A 16,357-nucleotide genomic window follows, 5' to 3' on the forward strand; every position below is an offset into this window, starting at 1 on the left:
GTGGTGTGAGAGGACAGGGGAGGCGACTCCCCTTCCTACTCGATAATCTGTATGATATGACATAGATCATTAGCCTATGTTTGACTTGAGTATAAAGCTCGTTTTTATAGTTCCAACTAAGCAATAAAAATCGATTAGTATTTAAGCTAAAATCAACTAGACTATTGTCAGCTAGCGCATTTAAAGCAATAATGTGCGCGCATCCTGAACCCGTGCGTACTGAGTTGATAGATTGATTAACTCGCGCAGTTAAACCTTTGCTAAAAGGAATCCCCATGTCGTTATTAAATGAGTATATTCAAAAGGAACAGCAGCTAAAACAACTGCAAGAAGACTTACAGCGCTTGGAAGGTGATCAGCGCTTGAAAAGCGAGCTTGAATTTAAAGCTAAGCTTGAAGCGTTAATGAACGAGTTTGGTAAGCGTCCTTCTGATGTTATTGCATTGCTGGACCCTAACGCGGATCAGCGCGGATCCAAAGGTGCTGCGGCATCCTCTACGCGTCGTAAGCGTCGTCTGAAGATTTATAAGAACCCGCATACTGGTGAAGTGATTGAAACCCGTGGCGGTAATCATAAAGGCCTGCGTAGCTGGAAAGATGAGCATGGTGATGAAGCCGTCGAATCCTGGCTAGAGCGTATGGAAGACTGAGTCGTTTTAAACCGGCATTTCTAACAAGAAGTGCCGGTTTTTGGTTTGATGAGAGCGGATAAAAAATTATCCAGACTGGCTAGGCAGATAAAGGTATTCGAAGCTCAATATGATGCGGATGCCATAATACTTGCGGTGCATCACCGCTGATATTTAAACGATTTTTTTCATCCATTAATGCCACTAGCGTTTCAGATATTACATAAGATAATTGCGAAATATTATCGAAGTATATTTTCGCATAGTAGCGTGAAGGAATGTCTACCCGACGGTAGTTGACAGGCAGTGCTAGGTATTCGGCAGTATCTCTATTCTCTAGATAGAGCCCGATATCAGTTCGAGTGTGGTTCGGTGCAGGTTCTTCTACAGCGGCTGTCACTTTCTCTGTTAAAAGGTCTGGCAATACCATGGTTGGGGTGGATGCCTCTAGTTGGGCTTGTAGGTGGTCTAAATGGTTAGCGTGATACTTTTTGTTGCCTAGCCCAGGAATGTGGTCTGGTGCTTGGTACAAGCGCATTAAAACCACATGTGCGGGACGGTTTCTTTCAATGCTGATTGTGAATTTTTTGTCAGGTCTGTTCAGAAGATACAGGCTGCTTATCGCTTGACGGTATTCGCGGGGTGACAGCCGGTAGCGGCGCTGAAATGCACGTGAAAAAGAAGAGTGATTAGTATATCCACAACGAATAGCGATTTGCGCTATATTTTGTGAGGTGAGTGAAAGTAAGACAGCGGCTCGCTCAAGACGCCTTTTTTCACGGTAAGCACTAGGTGAAATGTTGAAACAGTGGCGGAACTGTCGGCGTATTTGTGATGCTGAGTATCCTAAGTGATTAGCAAGGTCTTCGATTCCAAGCGGCTTATCGAGAGTGTCTTGCAGCCAGATCTCAGCTCGCATCATTGCATTGAACATTATCTGGCCTCCTATGCTTAAGTCGTACAGGTCGCGCTACTCATCTCACCTGTAATGCACCATCCCGGTGCTTGCGTTGCTAGTGATCTAATAGGCGATTAACATTGCTGCTTGCCTACTAGATGAATTTGCCGCTATATGCGCCACCTTAGGTTGCTTAACTGGGCGTTTTTGCTCTGCCAGTAGGAGCATCCTGTTTTATATCGGGAGCAGCTTATTTATTACTAAGTTGTGATGCCTTTATGCTGGGAAGAAAGAGCAAAGGCAAGTTTGCTCAGAGGCTTTACGCGTTTGGGCACAGTTTTGCCGGAAAAAGGTCTGTTTCAGCAGACTTGTCATCCATTTCAAGTAAGGTGTAAATGAAACATCGATGAAATATCAAAAAGTTCAAAAACAGCTAGATGAGCGTGAAAAGCTACGTAAGTTTCGTGAGCTGGATGATGCCTTCGCGCAGGCGCTGCGCCAGTTAGAAGATCCTAACAGCGATTTCAATATTCCAACGGGGCCGCCAGTACGTTCAATTGCAGCGTTGGAAGCTGAGGATCAAGCTGCAGACGAAGCGGCACACTCGGATGAGCAAGAGCGTCTGTTTGATCAACGCTTAAAAGCGCTGATTGGCGAATATGATTTGTCGGAGCGAGATGTAAGCGAGGTCATACACGCGCTGCTGGAGTCTAAGCGGTGGAAGCTTGATGACGTGCCAGTAGCGGGTAAATAATGCGACGTTATGAGATGAGGTAACTCGTTAGCGATACCGATAGATGCGTAAGCTAGGTAAATATACGTCATCTTCTAGTTTTTCGTCGCGCCGCTTAGCTCTTGTGCGAGTCGTTGGAGGCATTTCTGCTGGGGCTTTGAGATGTGGTAATCGCCCTTCATTAGCAGGCACAATTAGCGGCATTGCAATATTAAGTGCTCGTCGCGTGTGCCCATCCGCAAGCGGTTCGACAAAAAACAGATTCGCGCGCATTAAAGGGGCTTGGGTTTGTACCTGCGCCAATATTTCTCCACTTGGAATGCTGGCGAGCTTGCGTAGCTGTATACGAATATGTGGTGCATCGCTGTCTAGTTGTAATAATTTTTGCTCAGCCTCTTGAACACTAACGCGTTTGATTGAGCGACCGCTGCTGTACCACGCTAGCCTAACTCTAGACACCGGCGCAGGGGCAATGGGGAGTTGTCGCCAGCACTGTTTCAGATGGAGTCTTGCAAATCCGCTTTTACGCAGTATGTCGTCGATATGGGGATGACGGTTTGGTAAGCGAGACTTAGCGTCGCTCAACGCGTTTGGATGAGACTGCTTAATGCGCGCGAGTAGGTCGCTGATATTTGCCTTTGCGTAGTTAATTTGATGGCACGCTGCTAATAAATCATCGTTAGCGGCGATGACCGCGATGTAGTTACGCGTTTCGCGGCCATCCTGTCCCTGCTGATGCCACATGTCCAGCAGTGCTTCCCTCAGCCAAATAGAATCGTTCGCGTCAGGCCGGAACCGCCAAGTAGGTGGTGGGCTAAATTCGTATAGCGCTGCAGCCCGCTCAATGGTGGCTACCAGTTGATCAAAGTGGGCATCAAGTTCATGCAGTAGATGATATAGAGGCAGCGTGGCGTCAGTCATGTTGGGCGAGCCTTTAAGAAAGAGGTGCGTCTCTATCTGCTTGAGCAAGCAGGGTATCCAAGTCCGCCTCATCCATGGCGGATTCACCTGCAATGCGATGTGACTCTTCCGCCCAAGCGCCCAAATCAAGTAATTGGCAACGTTTGCTACAAAAAGGGCGATAAGTACTTTCTGGCCCCCAGATAACTTTCTTGCCACATTGGGGGCAAGCAACCTCTAGCGGTGAATCATTTGCCGGTGTGGGCATGACAAACTCCTGTTTCAAAAGTACGTCTCAAGTACGTCGTTAAGTGCACTCGGCGCGATAACGACGATCCAGTTGGATGACCTGGCGCGTCATATTCGCATGGTCACCACTGTTGTCGATGACATCATTGCCTTTAGCAAGGCGTTCTTCGCGTGGAAGTTGGGCGGCGAGGATAGCACGCACCTGGGATTCACTCACCCCATCTCGGGCAAGCGTACGCGCTAATTGCAGCGATTCGGGCACATCGATGACTAACGTACGATTAACCAACTTATCTTGGCCAGACTCAAAAAGCAGAGGAGACACTAATAATACATAAGGCGACTGCGCCTGCAGACGATCCAGATGCAAAAGAAGGCGTTCGCGTACCTGGGGATGAGTGACAGACTCTAACCACTGCCGTTGCGCAGGATCCTCAAAAATGATGCTACGCAGTGCTGACCTATTCAGTGTTCCGTCGGAATTCAATACGTCTGTGCCAAAGTGTTCGGCAATAGCTGCCAGCGCGGGTTCGCCAACGGCAACGACTTCTCTAGCGACATCATCGGCATCTACCCAGCCAATCCCCAGTTCTCCAAACGCACGGGCAACAGTAGATTTTCCCGAGCCTATACCACCTGTTAGTCCAATGATCATGCATGCTCCCCAAAGAATTGAATCAAAACCGGCGTTAGGCTTAATACAGCAACGACGTATAGAGTGTCATTAACTCGTTGCCTACCAGTATGCAAATCCAGCCCGCCAGCGCAAGAAAGGGGCCAAAGGGGAGAGGTTGGCCACGTAACCGGGGATAAATAGCTTGAGCGGCTAATCCTATGATTGCGCCAATACCTGCAGATAAAATAAGCAGTAGCGGTAACATGCTCCAACCTACCCAGGCACCAAGCGCAGCGAGTAATTTGAAATCCCCAAACCCCATGCCTTCTTTGCCTGTTATGAGCTTAAATAGCCAGTAAAAGCTCCATAGCACAAGATAGCCCGCCATCGCGCCGATGACAGCGCCAGGGAGCAGTAGGGGCTGAAAGAACAATTGGTAAGCTAAGCCAGCCCATAACAACGGTAGGGTCAACATATCAGGGAGTAAATAGGTTCGAAAGTCGATTACTGCCAAAGCCAGTAGTGTTACACAAGCGCCATAGATAAACATTGCGCTTAGCGTCGGGCCATGCAAAGCCACAACGACCACAGCAAGTAGTCCGCCCATCAGCTCAACGAATGGGTACTGTACACTGATGGAAGTTTGGCAATGGGCGCATTTTCCCCTTCTTTTTATCCAGCCTATTAAAGGTAGGTTATCGTGCCAAGCAATGGGTTGTTCGCAGCGTGGACACATTGACCTTGGAGTAGCAAGGTTAAAGCGGGGGGATGTTTCGTCGGCCAGCTCAAGAGAGGCGCGTGCTTCATTACGCCAACGGCGCATTAGCATAACGGGTAAACGGGTGATGACAACGTTAAGAAAACTGCCAAAGCAGAGGCCGATCAGGAAAGCAAAAAAGAGGTAAAAGGTTGGTGATAAACCCATGGTATTCCAATTGTTGGGGAAGTGTGTATGAACGGTTTATTTATAGTGCGGTGCCAATTTCAAAAATAGGCAAATACATGGAGACAACAACGCCGCCCACTAGTGCGCCAAGGACAACGATAATAATCGGTTCCATTAACGAGGTCAGGGCGTCTACTTTATTATCCACTTCTTCTTCGTAGTAATCGGCGACTCGGTTAAGCATGGCATCTAGTGAGCCGGCTTCCTCACCAATATTCACCATTTGAACTGCCAGCGCTGGAAAGCGGTTGGTCATACGCATGGCGAAATGCAGCTGTTGTCCAGTAGTGACATCTTGGCGCACTTCATTAATCGCTCTGATATACACGCGATTATCCGATGCACCTGCGGCAGTTTCGAGCCCTTCAATAAGTGGCACGCCTGAAGTAAAGGTAGTCGCTAAGGTGCGTGTGAATCGTGAGACAGCCGATTTGTGTAAAATATCGCCAAGGATAGGCAGATGAAGCATCATGCTGTCTAACCGATAAGCGACGCGTGGTGAGCGTCGCGCTGCAGCTTTCAGCAGCATTATACTGCCAAATAGTGTACCTGTTGCTTGTAACCAGTACTTTTGGGCCATGTCCGATAAGTTAACCGTAAACTGAGTGAGCGCTGGTAGTTCTGCGCCAAAACCTTGAAACATACTCTCAAATTCAGGCACGACTTTGATGAGTAGCAGCATGGTAACGGCAACACCAATGATCATCACTGCCGTGGGGTACCAGAGCGCTTTTTTGACACGATTTTTGAGTGATTCAACTTTCTCTTTATAACTGGCTACCCGCTCCAGCATCTGGTCAAGCGCACCAGCCTGCTCTCCTGCGTCGACCAGGCTAACGAACAGGCGGTCAAACTGTTTGGGGTGTTTTGCCATGGCGCTGGAAAGGCTATCGCCCGAAGAGACGTCTTCCATAATTTTCTGGGTTAGGGCTACCATCGCAGGTTTTTTTAGGCTTTCAGAAACGGCTTGTAACGCCTGAAGGATAGGGATACCTGCTCGCACCATGGTGGCCATTTGCCGTGCAAAAATCATGATGTCGACGTTGGTTACCTTGCTGCGTCCACTAAAGCTGCTGCGTTTTTGAACTTTAGTGGCGACAATACGCTGCTTAGCCAGTTGTTCAATGATGTCGGGTTTGGTGCGGCCAATCAACTCACCGCGCATGGCTCGATCTTGCGGCCCTTTACCCTCCCACTTCCAGCGGTGTAGCGGCGTTGGCTTGGTGCGATATGCTTTAGCGTTGGCCATGGCGCGTTACTCCTTACTGATGCGGTTAACTTCTGCCAGGCTAGTGCTGCCATCCAGCACACGACTTAGGCAACGCTGATAAAGGCTAGGGTAGCCTTCGCGGCGAGCTTGTTGATCGATATCTAGCGCATCGCCATCGCGCATAATCAACTGACGCATAGCATCAGTAATAGGCACCACTTCATAGATACCAATACGACCTTTATAGCCCTGGGTGCATTGTTTACAACCGACCGCTGAATAAATCGTGCCGTTGCAAATATCCTGTTGGCTAAAGCCAGCCTGACGCAGCGCTTCGGCAGGAATCTTAGCGGGTACTTTGCATAGGTCACATAGCTTGCGTGCCAAGCGCTGGGCAATGATCAAACTAACTGAGCTTGCAATGTTATACGATGCGATGCCCATATTCGCTAAACGGGTTAGCGTTTCAGCGGCGGAGTTAGTGTGTACGGTAGATAGCACTAAGTGGCCTGTTTGGGCTGCCTTTACGGCAATTTCAGCGGTTTCCAAGTCGCGAATTTCGCCCACCATCACCACGTCAGGGTCTTGGCGTAAAAAGGCGCGCAGAGCGCTGGCGAAGTTCAGACCGATTTTAGGGAGAACGTTCACCTGATTGACCCCCGACACTTTGATCTCTACCGGGTCCTCGGCGGTGCAGATATTACGCTCAATTTGATTAAGAATGTTGATGCCTGTGTAAAGCGTCACTGTTTTACCGCTCCCCGTCGGCCCGGTAACCAGGATCATTCCTTGAGGCTTCTTAAGTGCGTGTTCATAAACGGCCTGCTGTTCAGGGCTAAAACCTAGCTGCTCGATAGCGAGTTGAGCAGTGGCAGGGTCTAGCAAACGCAGTACTATTTTTTCACCAAACACAGTGGGTAGTGAGTTCACTCGAAAATCAATTGAGCGCGTGCGTGAAAGCTGCAGCTTGATTGCGCCATCCTGAGGCAGACGCCGTTCAGAAATATCCAGCCGAGACATGATTTTTACACGTGCTGCGATGCGGTGCCGAAGCGCAAAAGGTGGGCGGGCAATTTCAAACAGCATGCCATCAATACGAAAGCGCACCCGGTACAGGGTTTCATAAGGCTCAAAGTGAATATCGGAAGCGCCGCGGTTGATAGCATCTAAGAGTATTTTATTGACGAATTTGACGACGGGGGCATCTTCGCTATCTGTTGCTGCTTTGTCTAATGTCGCCTCATCTTCGTCCAACTGAACAATATTCAACGCGCTGACCGCATCATCTACGTTTTCCAATTCATCTAGCATGCTGCGCTCATTTTGCGCTAGATATTGCGTTAGAGTGTTTTTAAGTTGATCAGCGGGAGCCAGTACGCCATCTACACTTAGCCCGGTAGCAAATTGAAGTTCATTCAGTTGGGTTAGCGTAGCGGGGTAGGGGACAGCGACAGTAAGGCGGTGCCCGTGGCGTGCCAGAGGAAGAATATCTAGACGCTCTAATATTTTAACGGGGTAGTCGTTGGCGGGTGGTAGCGCATTTATACGAATGGCATCTAGGTCAACGACCGGTAAACCATACTCCCAGGCAGCGGCCAGCGCTGCTGCGCCTGATTCTACTAACCCACTATCGACCACGTGCTGTAACAGCGACACGTCAAGCTCTGTTGCTGTGTTTTCCGCGACAGTCGCCTGAGCATCGGTCAGCACGCCATTTTCAACCAGCCGTTTAGCGATGCCGTGCAGGCCGCTATGCATGGCCGCCTTGCTCAGCGTCGGCCCGGGGGTTAAATCGTTCATGGCTAAATTCAATCATGTTTGTTTTATTTCTTTATGCTAAGTATTAATTATTATTAATAGTCAACGGAAATGTAACGATGTGATTGCTATTGTTGATTCAATATAGCATCGAGAAGTTGTTGGTATTGTTAAACATTGTGGCACGGGTTTGTTTAACGCACTTATCGCATTCATGTTATTGAAGAGGTAATTTAATAGCACAAAGGAGCAGTGTTATGAATAAAAAATTTTTTAAAATAACTACAATTCACAAGCAAAGTGGTTTTACTCTCATTGAACTGATGGTAGTCATTGCTATTATCGGAATCTTGGCTGCCATCGGCGTGCCCAAGTATGGAAGCTACTTGGACCGCTCAGAGGCTTCTGCATGTGTTGGAGAACTCAACTCATATAGAACACTTTCAATCGCGGAAGCGTCTCTCGGAGAGGGCGCGCCTGAATTCAGCTTTCAGTCATGTGCTGAAAATACGGATGTTGACGAGCTGTTCACTGTGTTTGCAGGCGCTGCAGATATCGAACTATCAGAAACTATTGAAGTTTTAACTCAGGATCGTCAGGAAACTGTGTATGTATCTGGGGACGGGATAATTTCTATGGCTGACGGGGAATAGTGTACAGCAACGTAAAAGCTAACCATTAGCTTTGGTAGCTGTGCCAGCTAATGGTTTTTTTATCTGCAGGTTTTTGCCCGTATTTTAATATTGTTCAATCTTCACACTGCCTGCGCATTTGCTCTCTATACTCAATGCTCCTGGTCATAAGGAGCCGATAATGAAATCAATCCCTCTTAGCGCTTGCCTGTTAGTTTGCACCCTGTTGTGGCAAGTGGCGGCAGTCGCACAGCCAGCACACGCACCCGCCCATGGTGCTAGAGACAACAGCCCACATTCCGAGCGCCAGCGTGGCGGGCAGGATATAGGCCGACATGAGCGTCGCCATCGCGACGAACGCGTTGTAGATCTTCCTCGTATCAACGAACGTGAACTGCTTCGTCTCTTGCGGCAATACGATGCGCCACGTGCCCAGCCATTGCCGCCGGGTATTCAGCGCAATTTAGAACGCGGTAAACCCCTTCCTCCGGGAATTGCAAAACGCTTTGATGGCCCGTTGGCATCTCAGCTTCCCCAGTACCCCGGCTACGAATGGGAGCGCGTAGGGGCCGATGTCGTACTCATTGAGGCGGCGACCCGTATCGTTGTCGATGTGCTGGTGGATGCGCTTCGTTAAAGGTTGTTTCGCATGGCTCATGGTAATGCCATGCGTCACCGCTTAAGCTGGGCTTACTTCAGGCAATGTGAAATTACCAAGTAAGGAGCGTTAATGACGGCCTACACCCTAGAAGAGCGGCTGGCGCTGGCAGTGCGTATTGCGGAGGAGGCAGGCGATATGATTCGCCGCGCCCGCGAACAGCAAGATTTCAGTCAACGTTTAAAAGCCGGCATTGAGCTGGTTACCGATGTTGATGTGGCAGTTGATACGCTAATTAGCCAGCGCCTGGAGGAGCATTTTCCTGGTGAAGCGAGATTGAGTGAAGAGCTAAGCCCTGAGCGTGCGCTGCATACCCCCGCCGAGCGGCTGTGGGTGGTAGATCCTATCGATGGAACCGTCAACTTTGCCCAAGGCCTGCGCCATGTGGCGGTGTCGATTGGCTGGATAGAGAACGGCATCGGTAAAGTAGGCGTCGTTCATGCCCCTTTCTTGGGTGATACCTTCAGTGCCGCGCAAGGATTAGGTGCGTACTGCAATCAGCAACCAATCAAGCCTAGTGACGCTGATACGCTTGAAAGCACTCTGGTGGCTACCGGTTTTCCCTACGATAAACAGGCTCGCAAACAGCTTCTACCACGTTTGGAAGCCGTGTTGGTGAGCTGTCAGGATGTTCGTCGCAATGGCGCAGCTGCGATTGACCTCTGTGATGTCGCCTGCGGCCGCTTAGACGCATATTACGAAAGCGTTTCACCATGGGACTTTGTCGCGGGTTGGGTCATTGCTCGCGAGGCAGGCGCGAAAGTAGGCCACTTAACTGAGGTGCCTGACGGCGTGCCAGCCGACCTCTACCCAGAGCAACTGCTCGTCACAACGCCCAAGGTATATGATGCCATGGCATCGCTACTTAAGAGCATCGATTAAGTGCAAGCGGCAAGCAATTGAAAAGAAAGCGCAAAAAGAGCTTTTCATTTGGTTAAGAAAGCGCTAGTATACGCACCGTCTTGAGGCAAACGATGTTGGTTAACATTCGTTGCCAACCCAAGATATCGGAGTGTGGCGCAGCTTGGTAGCGCGTTGCAATGGGGTTGCAAAGGTCGCAGGTTCGAATCCTGTCACTCCGACCAAACAGATAAAACGGTCACTTAGCTATTACAGCGGTGGCCGTTTTTTGGTTTTAAGCTTCATTCTGGATTAGCAATCATTAGCATAAGTTGTGAAGCTTACTGACATACTATGATTATTAATAGCCAAGCAGGTCTTTATAGGCCTAGCCTGCTAATAGACGCTGCGCGAGATAGCCTGTCGCAAAGGCGAGCCCGGCCGCAGCGCTACCCATGAAAAGAGTACGCAGGCCTGAGCGCCAAGCCGGTAGGCCGTAGACGGCGCTCTTGAGCATGCCAATAGCAAGGAATACGCCGCAAGCCAGCCCTAGACTGGCTAAAAACTGCGTTGTGGTCGCTAAGCTAGGTATCGTATACGGAAGTAACGGCAGAGCGCCCACGATCAAAAAAGCACCAAAGGTAACTAACGCTGCTCGAAGAGGGTTAAGTCCAACAGATGAAAGCCCATGCTCTTCTTGTAACATAGTAGTCACCCATCTATCCGGTTCACGACATAGTCATTGTATTGGTCCCTTGTAGACAGATAGGAATAGTATAGCCACCATTAATAGAGTGATTGTAGTTAATGGCTGTTTATTTGATGCGGGTCATATTTCATGGCTATGATGATTTTTTGCTTTTTTAGTTAATTTATTTTTAAAATATTATACGAGTATTTGAATGGTATAATATTGACCTTTGCTTACTTCATTGGTTGGTCGCAATATAATAAAAACACCAACTTTCACCGCTATTAACAGCCCCCCATATCTATAGAAAATATTCATTGTGATGTTTTACTCGGCGTACTCAGTCTTGATTTTGAGGCTTTTTTTTGCGTTGCATCATTTCCTTGTTAGTTTATAAATATTAGCAGTGTTGCGGTGCAGCAACCTGCGGTAAGCTGACCGTATAGTTAACAAGGGAGCTTATGGATGGAAAACCCTCAAACACCAGTGAAGCCTTCTCGAGAGTGGCATTGTGCCTCGATAGATCAAGCGCTGGCGTGGCAGGCCGCTACCGTCGATGGCCTATCCACTGCAGAGGCTCTAGTGCGTATAGAACGCTACGGGCCGAATCGTCTTCAGCAGGCTCAGGGACGTCCTTGGTATCGGCGTTTATTGGATCAGCTGAATAATATTTTAATTCTTATACTGCTGGTTGCTGCCATTGCCAGTTTCCTGCTTGGGCATGTCATCGATGCGGCGGCCATTGTAGGGGTAGTGGCCGTGATCGCGCTGATTGGTTTTATCCAGGAAGGAAAAGCTGAACAGGCGCTTGATAGCATCCGCAATATGCTTTCTCCTCAGGCTAATGTCATACGTGACGGGAAGCGCACTACCATTCCTGCCGAAGCGTTAGTACCTGGGGACATCGTGCTGGTGGAAAGTGGTGACCGGATACCTGCGGACGTGCGACTGATTGAAGCGCGGCGTTTTCGCACCGACGAGGCGGCTCTAACTGGGGAGTCGGTGCCTGTAGAGAAGCAGTCGCACCCAGTGAGTGCAGATGTGGATCTTGCGGAGCGAAGCAGTATGGCGTTTGCCAGTACGATTGTGGTACAAGGCAATGCCCGTGGTTTGGTCGTTGAGACGGGGCGCTACACTGAAATCGGCAAAATTTCCGAACTTCTGCGTGGTGTGGAAAAAATTAAAACGCCGTTGCTTCAGCAGCTTGATCGTGCGGGCAGGGTGCTGGCAATTTTTATTTTAGGTGCCGCCGCTATTACCGCGTTGTTAGGCACGCTTCTTCATGACCAGCCCGCTGCTGATATGTTTATGGCTGCTGTCGGTCTAGCGGTGGCCGCGATTCCCGAAGGTCTACCCGCCATTGTCACCATCGGGCTCGCGCTTGGTGTGCAAAGCATGGCGAAGCGTAACGCCATTATTCGACGACTTCCTGCAGTAGAAACGTTAGGCTCCATCTCGACTATTTTTTCCGATAAAACGGGCACATTGACGCGCAATGAAATGACGGCTCAAGCGGTATGGCTGGGTGACGAGCAGTTTTTCATCGAGGGTATCGGTTTCACGCCCAAGGGGGCTTTTTATCGACTGCGTGTCAGCGGTGAACAAGACACAGAATGTGTCGATATGGACAGTGCCCAACCGTTAAGCGATTTTTTATGTGCTGGCGTATTGTGTAACGACACTGAGCTGCAACAGCAGGCGGGACAGTATCAGATTTATGGTGACCCGACAGAGGGCGCGTTAGTGGTTGCCGGTGAAAAAGCAGGTATAAAAACGTCAGAGGTGCGCCAGCAGTTTCCGCGGGTAGATGCGATCCCTTTCGAGTCAGACTTTAAGTATATGGCCACTCTGCATGCAGGAGCTGATGGCCAGCGTGTCATCGTAAAGGGGGCGCCTGATCGTTTGATAGAAATGTGCGACAGCGTTGCTACCAAGCAAGGCACTGTCGATATTGATCGTAATGAGTGGGAAAACCGTATTCACGAGCTTTCCTCGCGAGGTTTGCGCGTTCTGGCCATTGCGGATAAACCTGCCGCTGCAATTGATGAGCTTGATCATCACCATATTGAAGGTGGGTTGCGCTTACTGGGAATTATTGGCTTGCTGGACCCACCAAGAGAAGAGGCCATTGAAGCGGTTAAACGTTGCCAACAAGCGGGTATTCGTCCCGTTATGATTACCGGTGATCATGCTTCGACAGCGCTGGCTATTGCTAAACAACTGGGTTTTGCGCAAACCCAGAAAGCGCTTACCGGGCGAGAAATTGAAGCGATGTCCGATCAAGCGTTAGAAGACATTATTTTAGAGATTGATGTCTTTGCTCGAGCATCTCCAGAACATAAGCTGCGCTTAGTAAAAGCGATGCAGGCACGGGGTGGGGTTTGCTCCATGACTGGAGATGGCGTTAATGATGGGCCAGCCTTGAAACGTGCTGATGTCGGCGTTGCTATGGGTGTGCAGGGGACTGAGGCGGCGAAAGATGCTTCTGAAATGGTATTGGCAGACGATAACTTCGCAACCATTGTCAGTGCTATTGAAGAAGGCCGCAAAGTCTACGATAACATCCGTAAAACGATCACCTTTATTCTGCCGACCAATGTTGCTCAGGGCTTGGCGATTATGCTTGCCGTGCTATCAGGCTCGGTGCTACCGGTAACGCCGTTACAGGCATTATGGGTAAATATGGTGGTAGCGATTACGCTAGGCTTGGCATTAGCGTTTGAGAGCGGGGAGAAAGACTTAATGGCACGCCAGCCCAGAGACCCTAAAGCACCGCTGCTTGATCTATTTTTATTGTGGCGAGTGATTTTTGTGTCTGTGCTGCTGCTCGTCGGCGTCTTCGGCATGTTCTCCTGGATACTCAACCAAGGGGGCAGTGAAGCGCTAGCGCGGGCAGGGGCGGTCAATATGCTGGTCACTGGCAGTGCCGCTTATTTAATCAATAGCCGCTTTTTAATTAATAGTACGCTGTCGTTTGCCGGCATTTTTGGCAGTCGGCCGGTATGGATCGCTATTATGATGGTGATGTTGCTGCAAATGGCGTTTACCTATTTACCCTTTATGCAGCTTATCTTCTCTAGCGAAGGGTTAAGCATTACGCATTGGCTAGCTATCATTTTAAGTAGCGGAATGATTTATCTGTTAATTGAAGCTGAGAAGGTGGGCTGGCGCATGCTCAAGGTTAAATAGAAACTGAGCATGGGCTAATTGTAATGCCCTGTTTATAAAAGATCAGCGCCACCTAGGGGGATAACAAGTCATAGGTGGCGCTAGGGTAATTTCCCTGTGCGCCATTTCTGTCTAGTGGTAAGGCTTGGTTTAAAACACAGCATCCACAATAATTTTGACTGCAATACCTGCCAGCAACAGCATGATGAGATTATCAAACCAGCGGTGCGGTAGGCGTTTGCCGAGCTGTGCGCCGATGGGCATGGCGGCGAGAATTACGAATAGTGCTATAAAGCTGTAAAGCGTACGTTCCAGTGTGAGTATTTCCGCACTCAGCAGCGCGGGTATTTGCACGCAGGTGATAGCAACAAAAAACACCGAGATAGAGCCGATAAACACGCGGCGCTCCAATTGCATTGCGTTTAGAAACGTCACAGATGCGGGTGCTGACATGCCCGCAGCACCTTGCAGAACGCCAGCGAGCAAACCGACAGGCAGCACGATGCGGTTGGCAGTCGCGAAAGGAAGGGCGATCGTTCGCCTAGCTATTTTGATGACCAAATAGAGCACGATCGACGCGGCCACCCCAAGCGATAAAAGAGTGGGTGATAACACGACTAAGCCCCATGTGCCCAGCACAATGCCTAGCCCGCCAGAAAGAGAGAAGGCAGCGAGAAAACGCAGTGGTAACAAATGGTGCCGATATTGCCATACTTGTAAAATGTTACTGAACAAATTGGGGGCTATTAACACGGCAATAGCCAGCTTCACGTCGTAGAGCATGGTGAGTACAGGGACTACGATGACTGGCACGCCAGAACCGATGGCACCTTTGATGATGCCTGCTGCAATCAGCGTTAAAAGAGCAATAATCACGGTGAATTTCCTGATGTATCAGGCGCAGCGCGACTGGGTTGCGCCTGATAAAGGCTGTGCTTGCTAAATTAGTTACTTGAGAACATAGCAGGGTGTATATGCTTGTCCATCAAGTTTCATGCGTCCTTGGGCGACAAATGAGGTTAATAGCTCGTCTAAGCGCTGCATGAGTTCTGGTTCAGCAGTTAACTCAAAAGGTCCATGGGCTTCAATTGCTCGAATCCCTGGCTCTTTAACGTTACCCGCCACAATGCCAGAAAAAGCACGACGCAAGTTGGCCGCTAGTTCATGGGTTGGCTGCTGACGGTGAAGCGCTAGACCGCGCATAGCTTCATGGGTGGGCTCGAAGGGTGCCTGAAAGTCACGTGCAATGGTAAGACGCCAGTTGTAGTAAAAAGCGTCCTGATGCGTGCGGCGGAAGTCTGCAATCTCGTCAATTTCTTCACGCATTTTACGTGCGACGGCCACAGGGTTGCCGGTAATAATTGTGTAGTAGCGGCGGATATCCTCGCCCAGCGTATAAACTAAGAATTCATCGATTTTCTGGAAGTACTCGGCGGAATCAGCTGGGCCAGTAAACACGAGTGGGTAGGGAATATCGTGATTGCTTGGATGAAGCAGAATTCCCAGTAGGTAAAGAATTTCTTCTGCAGTACCCACCCCTCCGGGGAAAACAATAATACCGTGCCCTAAACGCACGAATGCTTCGAGCCGTTTTTCGATGTCTGGCATGACAACTAGCTCATTAACGATAGGGTTGGGCGCTTCGGCTGCAATGATGCCTGGCTCAGAAATACCTAAATAGCGGCCATCTTTACGACGCTGTTTTGCATGGGCAACGTTAGCTCCTTTCATGGGGCCTTTCATGGCGCCAGGGCCGCAGCCGGTGCAGATGTCTAGATCTCGCAAGCCAAGGTGATAACCAACGTCCTTGGTATATTCATACTCTTCTCTGGAAATCGAGTGGCCACCCCAGCACACCACCAAGCTTGGGTCGCGTCCCGGCTTCAGCGTGCCCGCCTTGCGCAGGATATGAAACACGGCGTTAGTTGTGCCTTCACCCGTGGTTAAATCAAACCGCTTGTGGTGTTGGATTTCGTTGTAAACATAAACAATGTCGCGAAGAATGGATGATAAATGTTCACGTATACCACGAATCATTCGTCCGTCGACAAAGGCTTCGGCGGGCGCATTGGTTAGCTTAAGACGGATGCCTCGGTCTTGCTGTAAGACTTCAATATCAAAGTCTTTGTAGGCTTCCATAATGGCCAAACTATCATCCGTTGGGCTGCCGCAGTTAAGCACCGCGAGTGCACAGCGGCGTAGCAGATCATGCAAGCCACTTTTAGAGGTGCTTTTTAAACGGTTGACCTCATGCTGGGAAAGCACTTCGAGGCTGCCTTCCGGGGAAATAATGCTGGAAATGGTGGCGCGCGGCACTGGGAGTTGCGTCATTAGTCTGGCTGTCCCTAATCATATTGTTAACGAAACCACATACTATCATGGCCTTTACTAAGTGAATCCGCATAAGTTATGGTGTATAAAGCGAGGCT

15 protein-coding genes, 1 tRNA gene and 1 pseudogene are annotated in these 16,357 nt (G+C 49.5%); 7 read left to right on the top strand and 10 right to left on the bottom strand.

Annotated elements, in window-relative coordinates; all coding sequences use genetic code 11:
• Window positions 1-275: 275 nt before the first annotated feature.
• Window positions 276-650 carry a histone-like nucleoid-structuring protein, MvaT/MvaU family gene (locus INT21_RS00510; protein ID WP_009724762.1) on the top strand — a complete coding sequence of 125 codons (375 nt, stop codon included), beginning with the start codon at window positions 276-278 and terminating at the stop codon, window positions 648-650.
• A 79-nt stretch (window positions 651-729) separates the two neighbouring features.
• Here the strand turns inward: INT21_RS00510 and INT21_RS00515 are convergent, their stop codons facing one another.
• A complete protein-coding gene (locus INT21_RS00515) occupies window positions 730-1,563 on the bottom strand; it encodes a helix-turn-helix transcriptional regulator (RefSeq protein WP_193059757.1) in 834 nt (277 codons plus the stop codon).
• 370 nt (window positions 1,564-1,933) lie between these two features.
• On the opposite strand from INT21_RS00515, the gene INT21_RS00520 reads away from it, so the two are divergent.
• A complete protein-coding gene (locus tag INT21_RS00520; protein ID WP_089038440.1) occupies window positions 1,934-2,281 on the top strand; it encodes a hypothetical protein in 348 nt (115 codons plus the stop codon).
• Window positions 2,282-2,308: 27 nt separating this feature from the next.
• On the opposite strand, the gene INT21_RS00525 is transcribed toward INT21_RS00520, so the two are convergent.
• The 6 genes from INT21_RS00525 to pilB are packed head-to-tail and all read right to left on the bottom strand — an operon-like array spanning window position 2,309 to window position 7,981.
• On the bottom strand, window positions 2,309-3,181 hold the full coding sequence (locus INT21_RS00525) for a DNA replication terminus site-binding protein (protein WP_193059758.1): 873 nt from the start codon (window positions 3,179-3,181) through the stop codon (window positions 2,309-2,311).
• Between the two features lie 13 nt (window positions 3,182-3,194).
• Window positions 3,195-3,428 (bottom strand): DNA gyrase inhibitor YacG, encoded by a 234-nt coding sequence (gene yacG / locus INT21_RS00530; RefSeq protein WP_083004574.1) that lies wholly within the window; start codon window positions 3,426-3,428, stop codon window positions 3,195-3,197.
• Between the two features lie 39 nt (window positions 3,429-3,467).
• Window positions 3,468-4,064, bottom strand: a complete 597-nt coding sequence (gene coaE / locus INT21_RS00535; RefSeq protein WP_193059759.1) for a dephospho-CoA kinase — start codon at window positions 4,062-4,064, stop codon at window positions 3,468-3,470.
• 40 nt (window positions 4,065-4,104) lie between these two features.
• Complete coding sequence (locus INT21_RS00540) at window positions 4,105-4,950, bottom strand: prepilin peptidase (protein ID WP_193059760.1); 846 nt, start codon at window positions 4,948-4,950, stop codon at window positions 4,105-4,107.
• A gap of 40 nt (window positions 4,951-4,990) precedes the next feature.
• Window positions 4,991-6,220 carry a type II secretion system F family protein gene (locus INT21_RS00545; RefSeq protein WP_193084734.1) on the bottom strand — a complete coding sequence of 410 codons (1,230 nt, stop codon included), beginning with the start codon at window positions 6,218-6,220 and terminating at the stop codon, window positions 4,991-4,993.
• Between the two features lie 6 nt (window positions 6,221-6,226).
• On the bottom strand, window positions 6,227-7,981 hold the full coding sequence (pilB, locus tag INT21_RS00550) for a type IV-A pilus assembly ATPase PilB (protein ID WP_193084735.1): 1,755 nt from the start codon (window positions 7,979-7,981) through the stop codon (window positions 6,227-6,229).
• Between the two features lie 215 nt (window positions 7,982-8,196).
• Here pilB and INT21_RS20620 point away from each other — a divergent pair, with 215 nt between their 5' ends.
• The 4 genes from INT21_RS20620 (at window position 8,197) to INT21_RS00570 (ending at window position 10,314) form a co-directional block, all read left to right on the top strand.
• Complete coding sequence (locus INT21_RS20620; RefSeq protein WP_319022681.1) at window positions 8,197-8,592, top strand: prepilin-type N-terminal cleavage/methylation domain-containing protein; 396 nt, start codon at window positions 8,197-8,199, stop codon at window positions 8,590-8,592.
• 160 nt (window positions 8,593-8,752) lie between these two features.
• Window positions 8,753-9,208, top strand: a complete 456-nt coding sequence (locus INT21_RS00560) for an anti-virulence regulator CigR family protein (protein WP_193059763.1) — start codon at window positions 8,753-8,755, stop codon at window positions 9,206-9,208.
• Between the two features lie 93 nt (window positions 9,209-9,301).
• Entirely contained in the window at window positions 9,302-10,111 is an 810-nt protein-coding gene (locus INT21_RS00565) for an inositol monophosphatase family protein (protein ID WP_193059764.1), read from the top strand.
• 126 nt (window positions 10,112-10,237) lie between these two features.
• Window positions 10,238-10,314: transfer RNA gene (locus INT21_RS00570), tRNA-Pro, on the top strand.
• Window positions 10,315-10,457: 143 nt separating this feature from the next.
• Here INT21_RS00570 and INT21_RS00575 read toward each other — a convergent pair.
• Window positions 10,458-10,793: pseudogene (locus INT21_RS00575) on the bottom strand (VIT1/CCC1 transporter family protein); the annotation flags it as partial.
• Between the two features lie 432 nt (window positions 10,794-11,225).
• On the opposite strand from INT21_RS00575, the gene INT21_RS00580 reads away from it, so the two are divergent.
• Entirely contained in the window at window positions 11,226-13,949 is a 2,724-nt protein-coding gene (locus INT21_RS00580) for an HAD-IC family P-type ATPase (protein WP_193060358.1), read from the top strand.
• A gap of 129 nt (window positions 13,950-14,078) precedes the next feature.
• Here the strand turns inward: INT21_RS00580 and INT21_RS00585 are convergent, their stop codons facing one another.
• Window positions 14,079-14,804 carry a TSUP family transporter gene (locus INT21_RS00585; protein WP_193060359.1) on the bottom strand — a complete coding sequence of 242 codons (726 nt, stop codon included), beginning with the start codon at window positions 14,802-14,804 and terminating at the stop codon, window positions 14,079-14,081.
• Between the two features lie 72 nt (window positions 14,805-14,876).
• Window positions 14,877-16,259, bottom strand: coding sequence for a nucleotide 5'-monophosphate nucleosidase PpnN (ppnN, locus tag INT21_RS00590; protein ID WP_089038429.1), 1,383 nt, complete (start codon window positions 16,257-16,259; stop codon window positions 14,877-14,879).
• Window positions 16,260-16,357 lie beyond the last annotated feature (98 nt).

This window comes from Halomonas sp. 3F2F (assembly GCF_014897805.1).
In the GTDB taxonomy this organism is placed as follows: Bacteria; Pseudomonadota; Gammaproteobacteria; order Pseudomonadales; family Halomonadaceae; genus Vreelandella.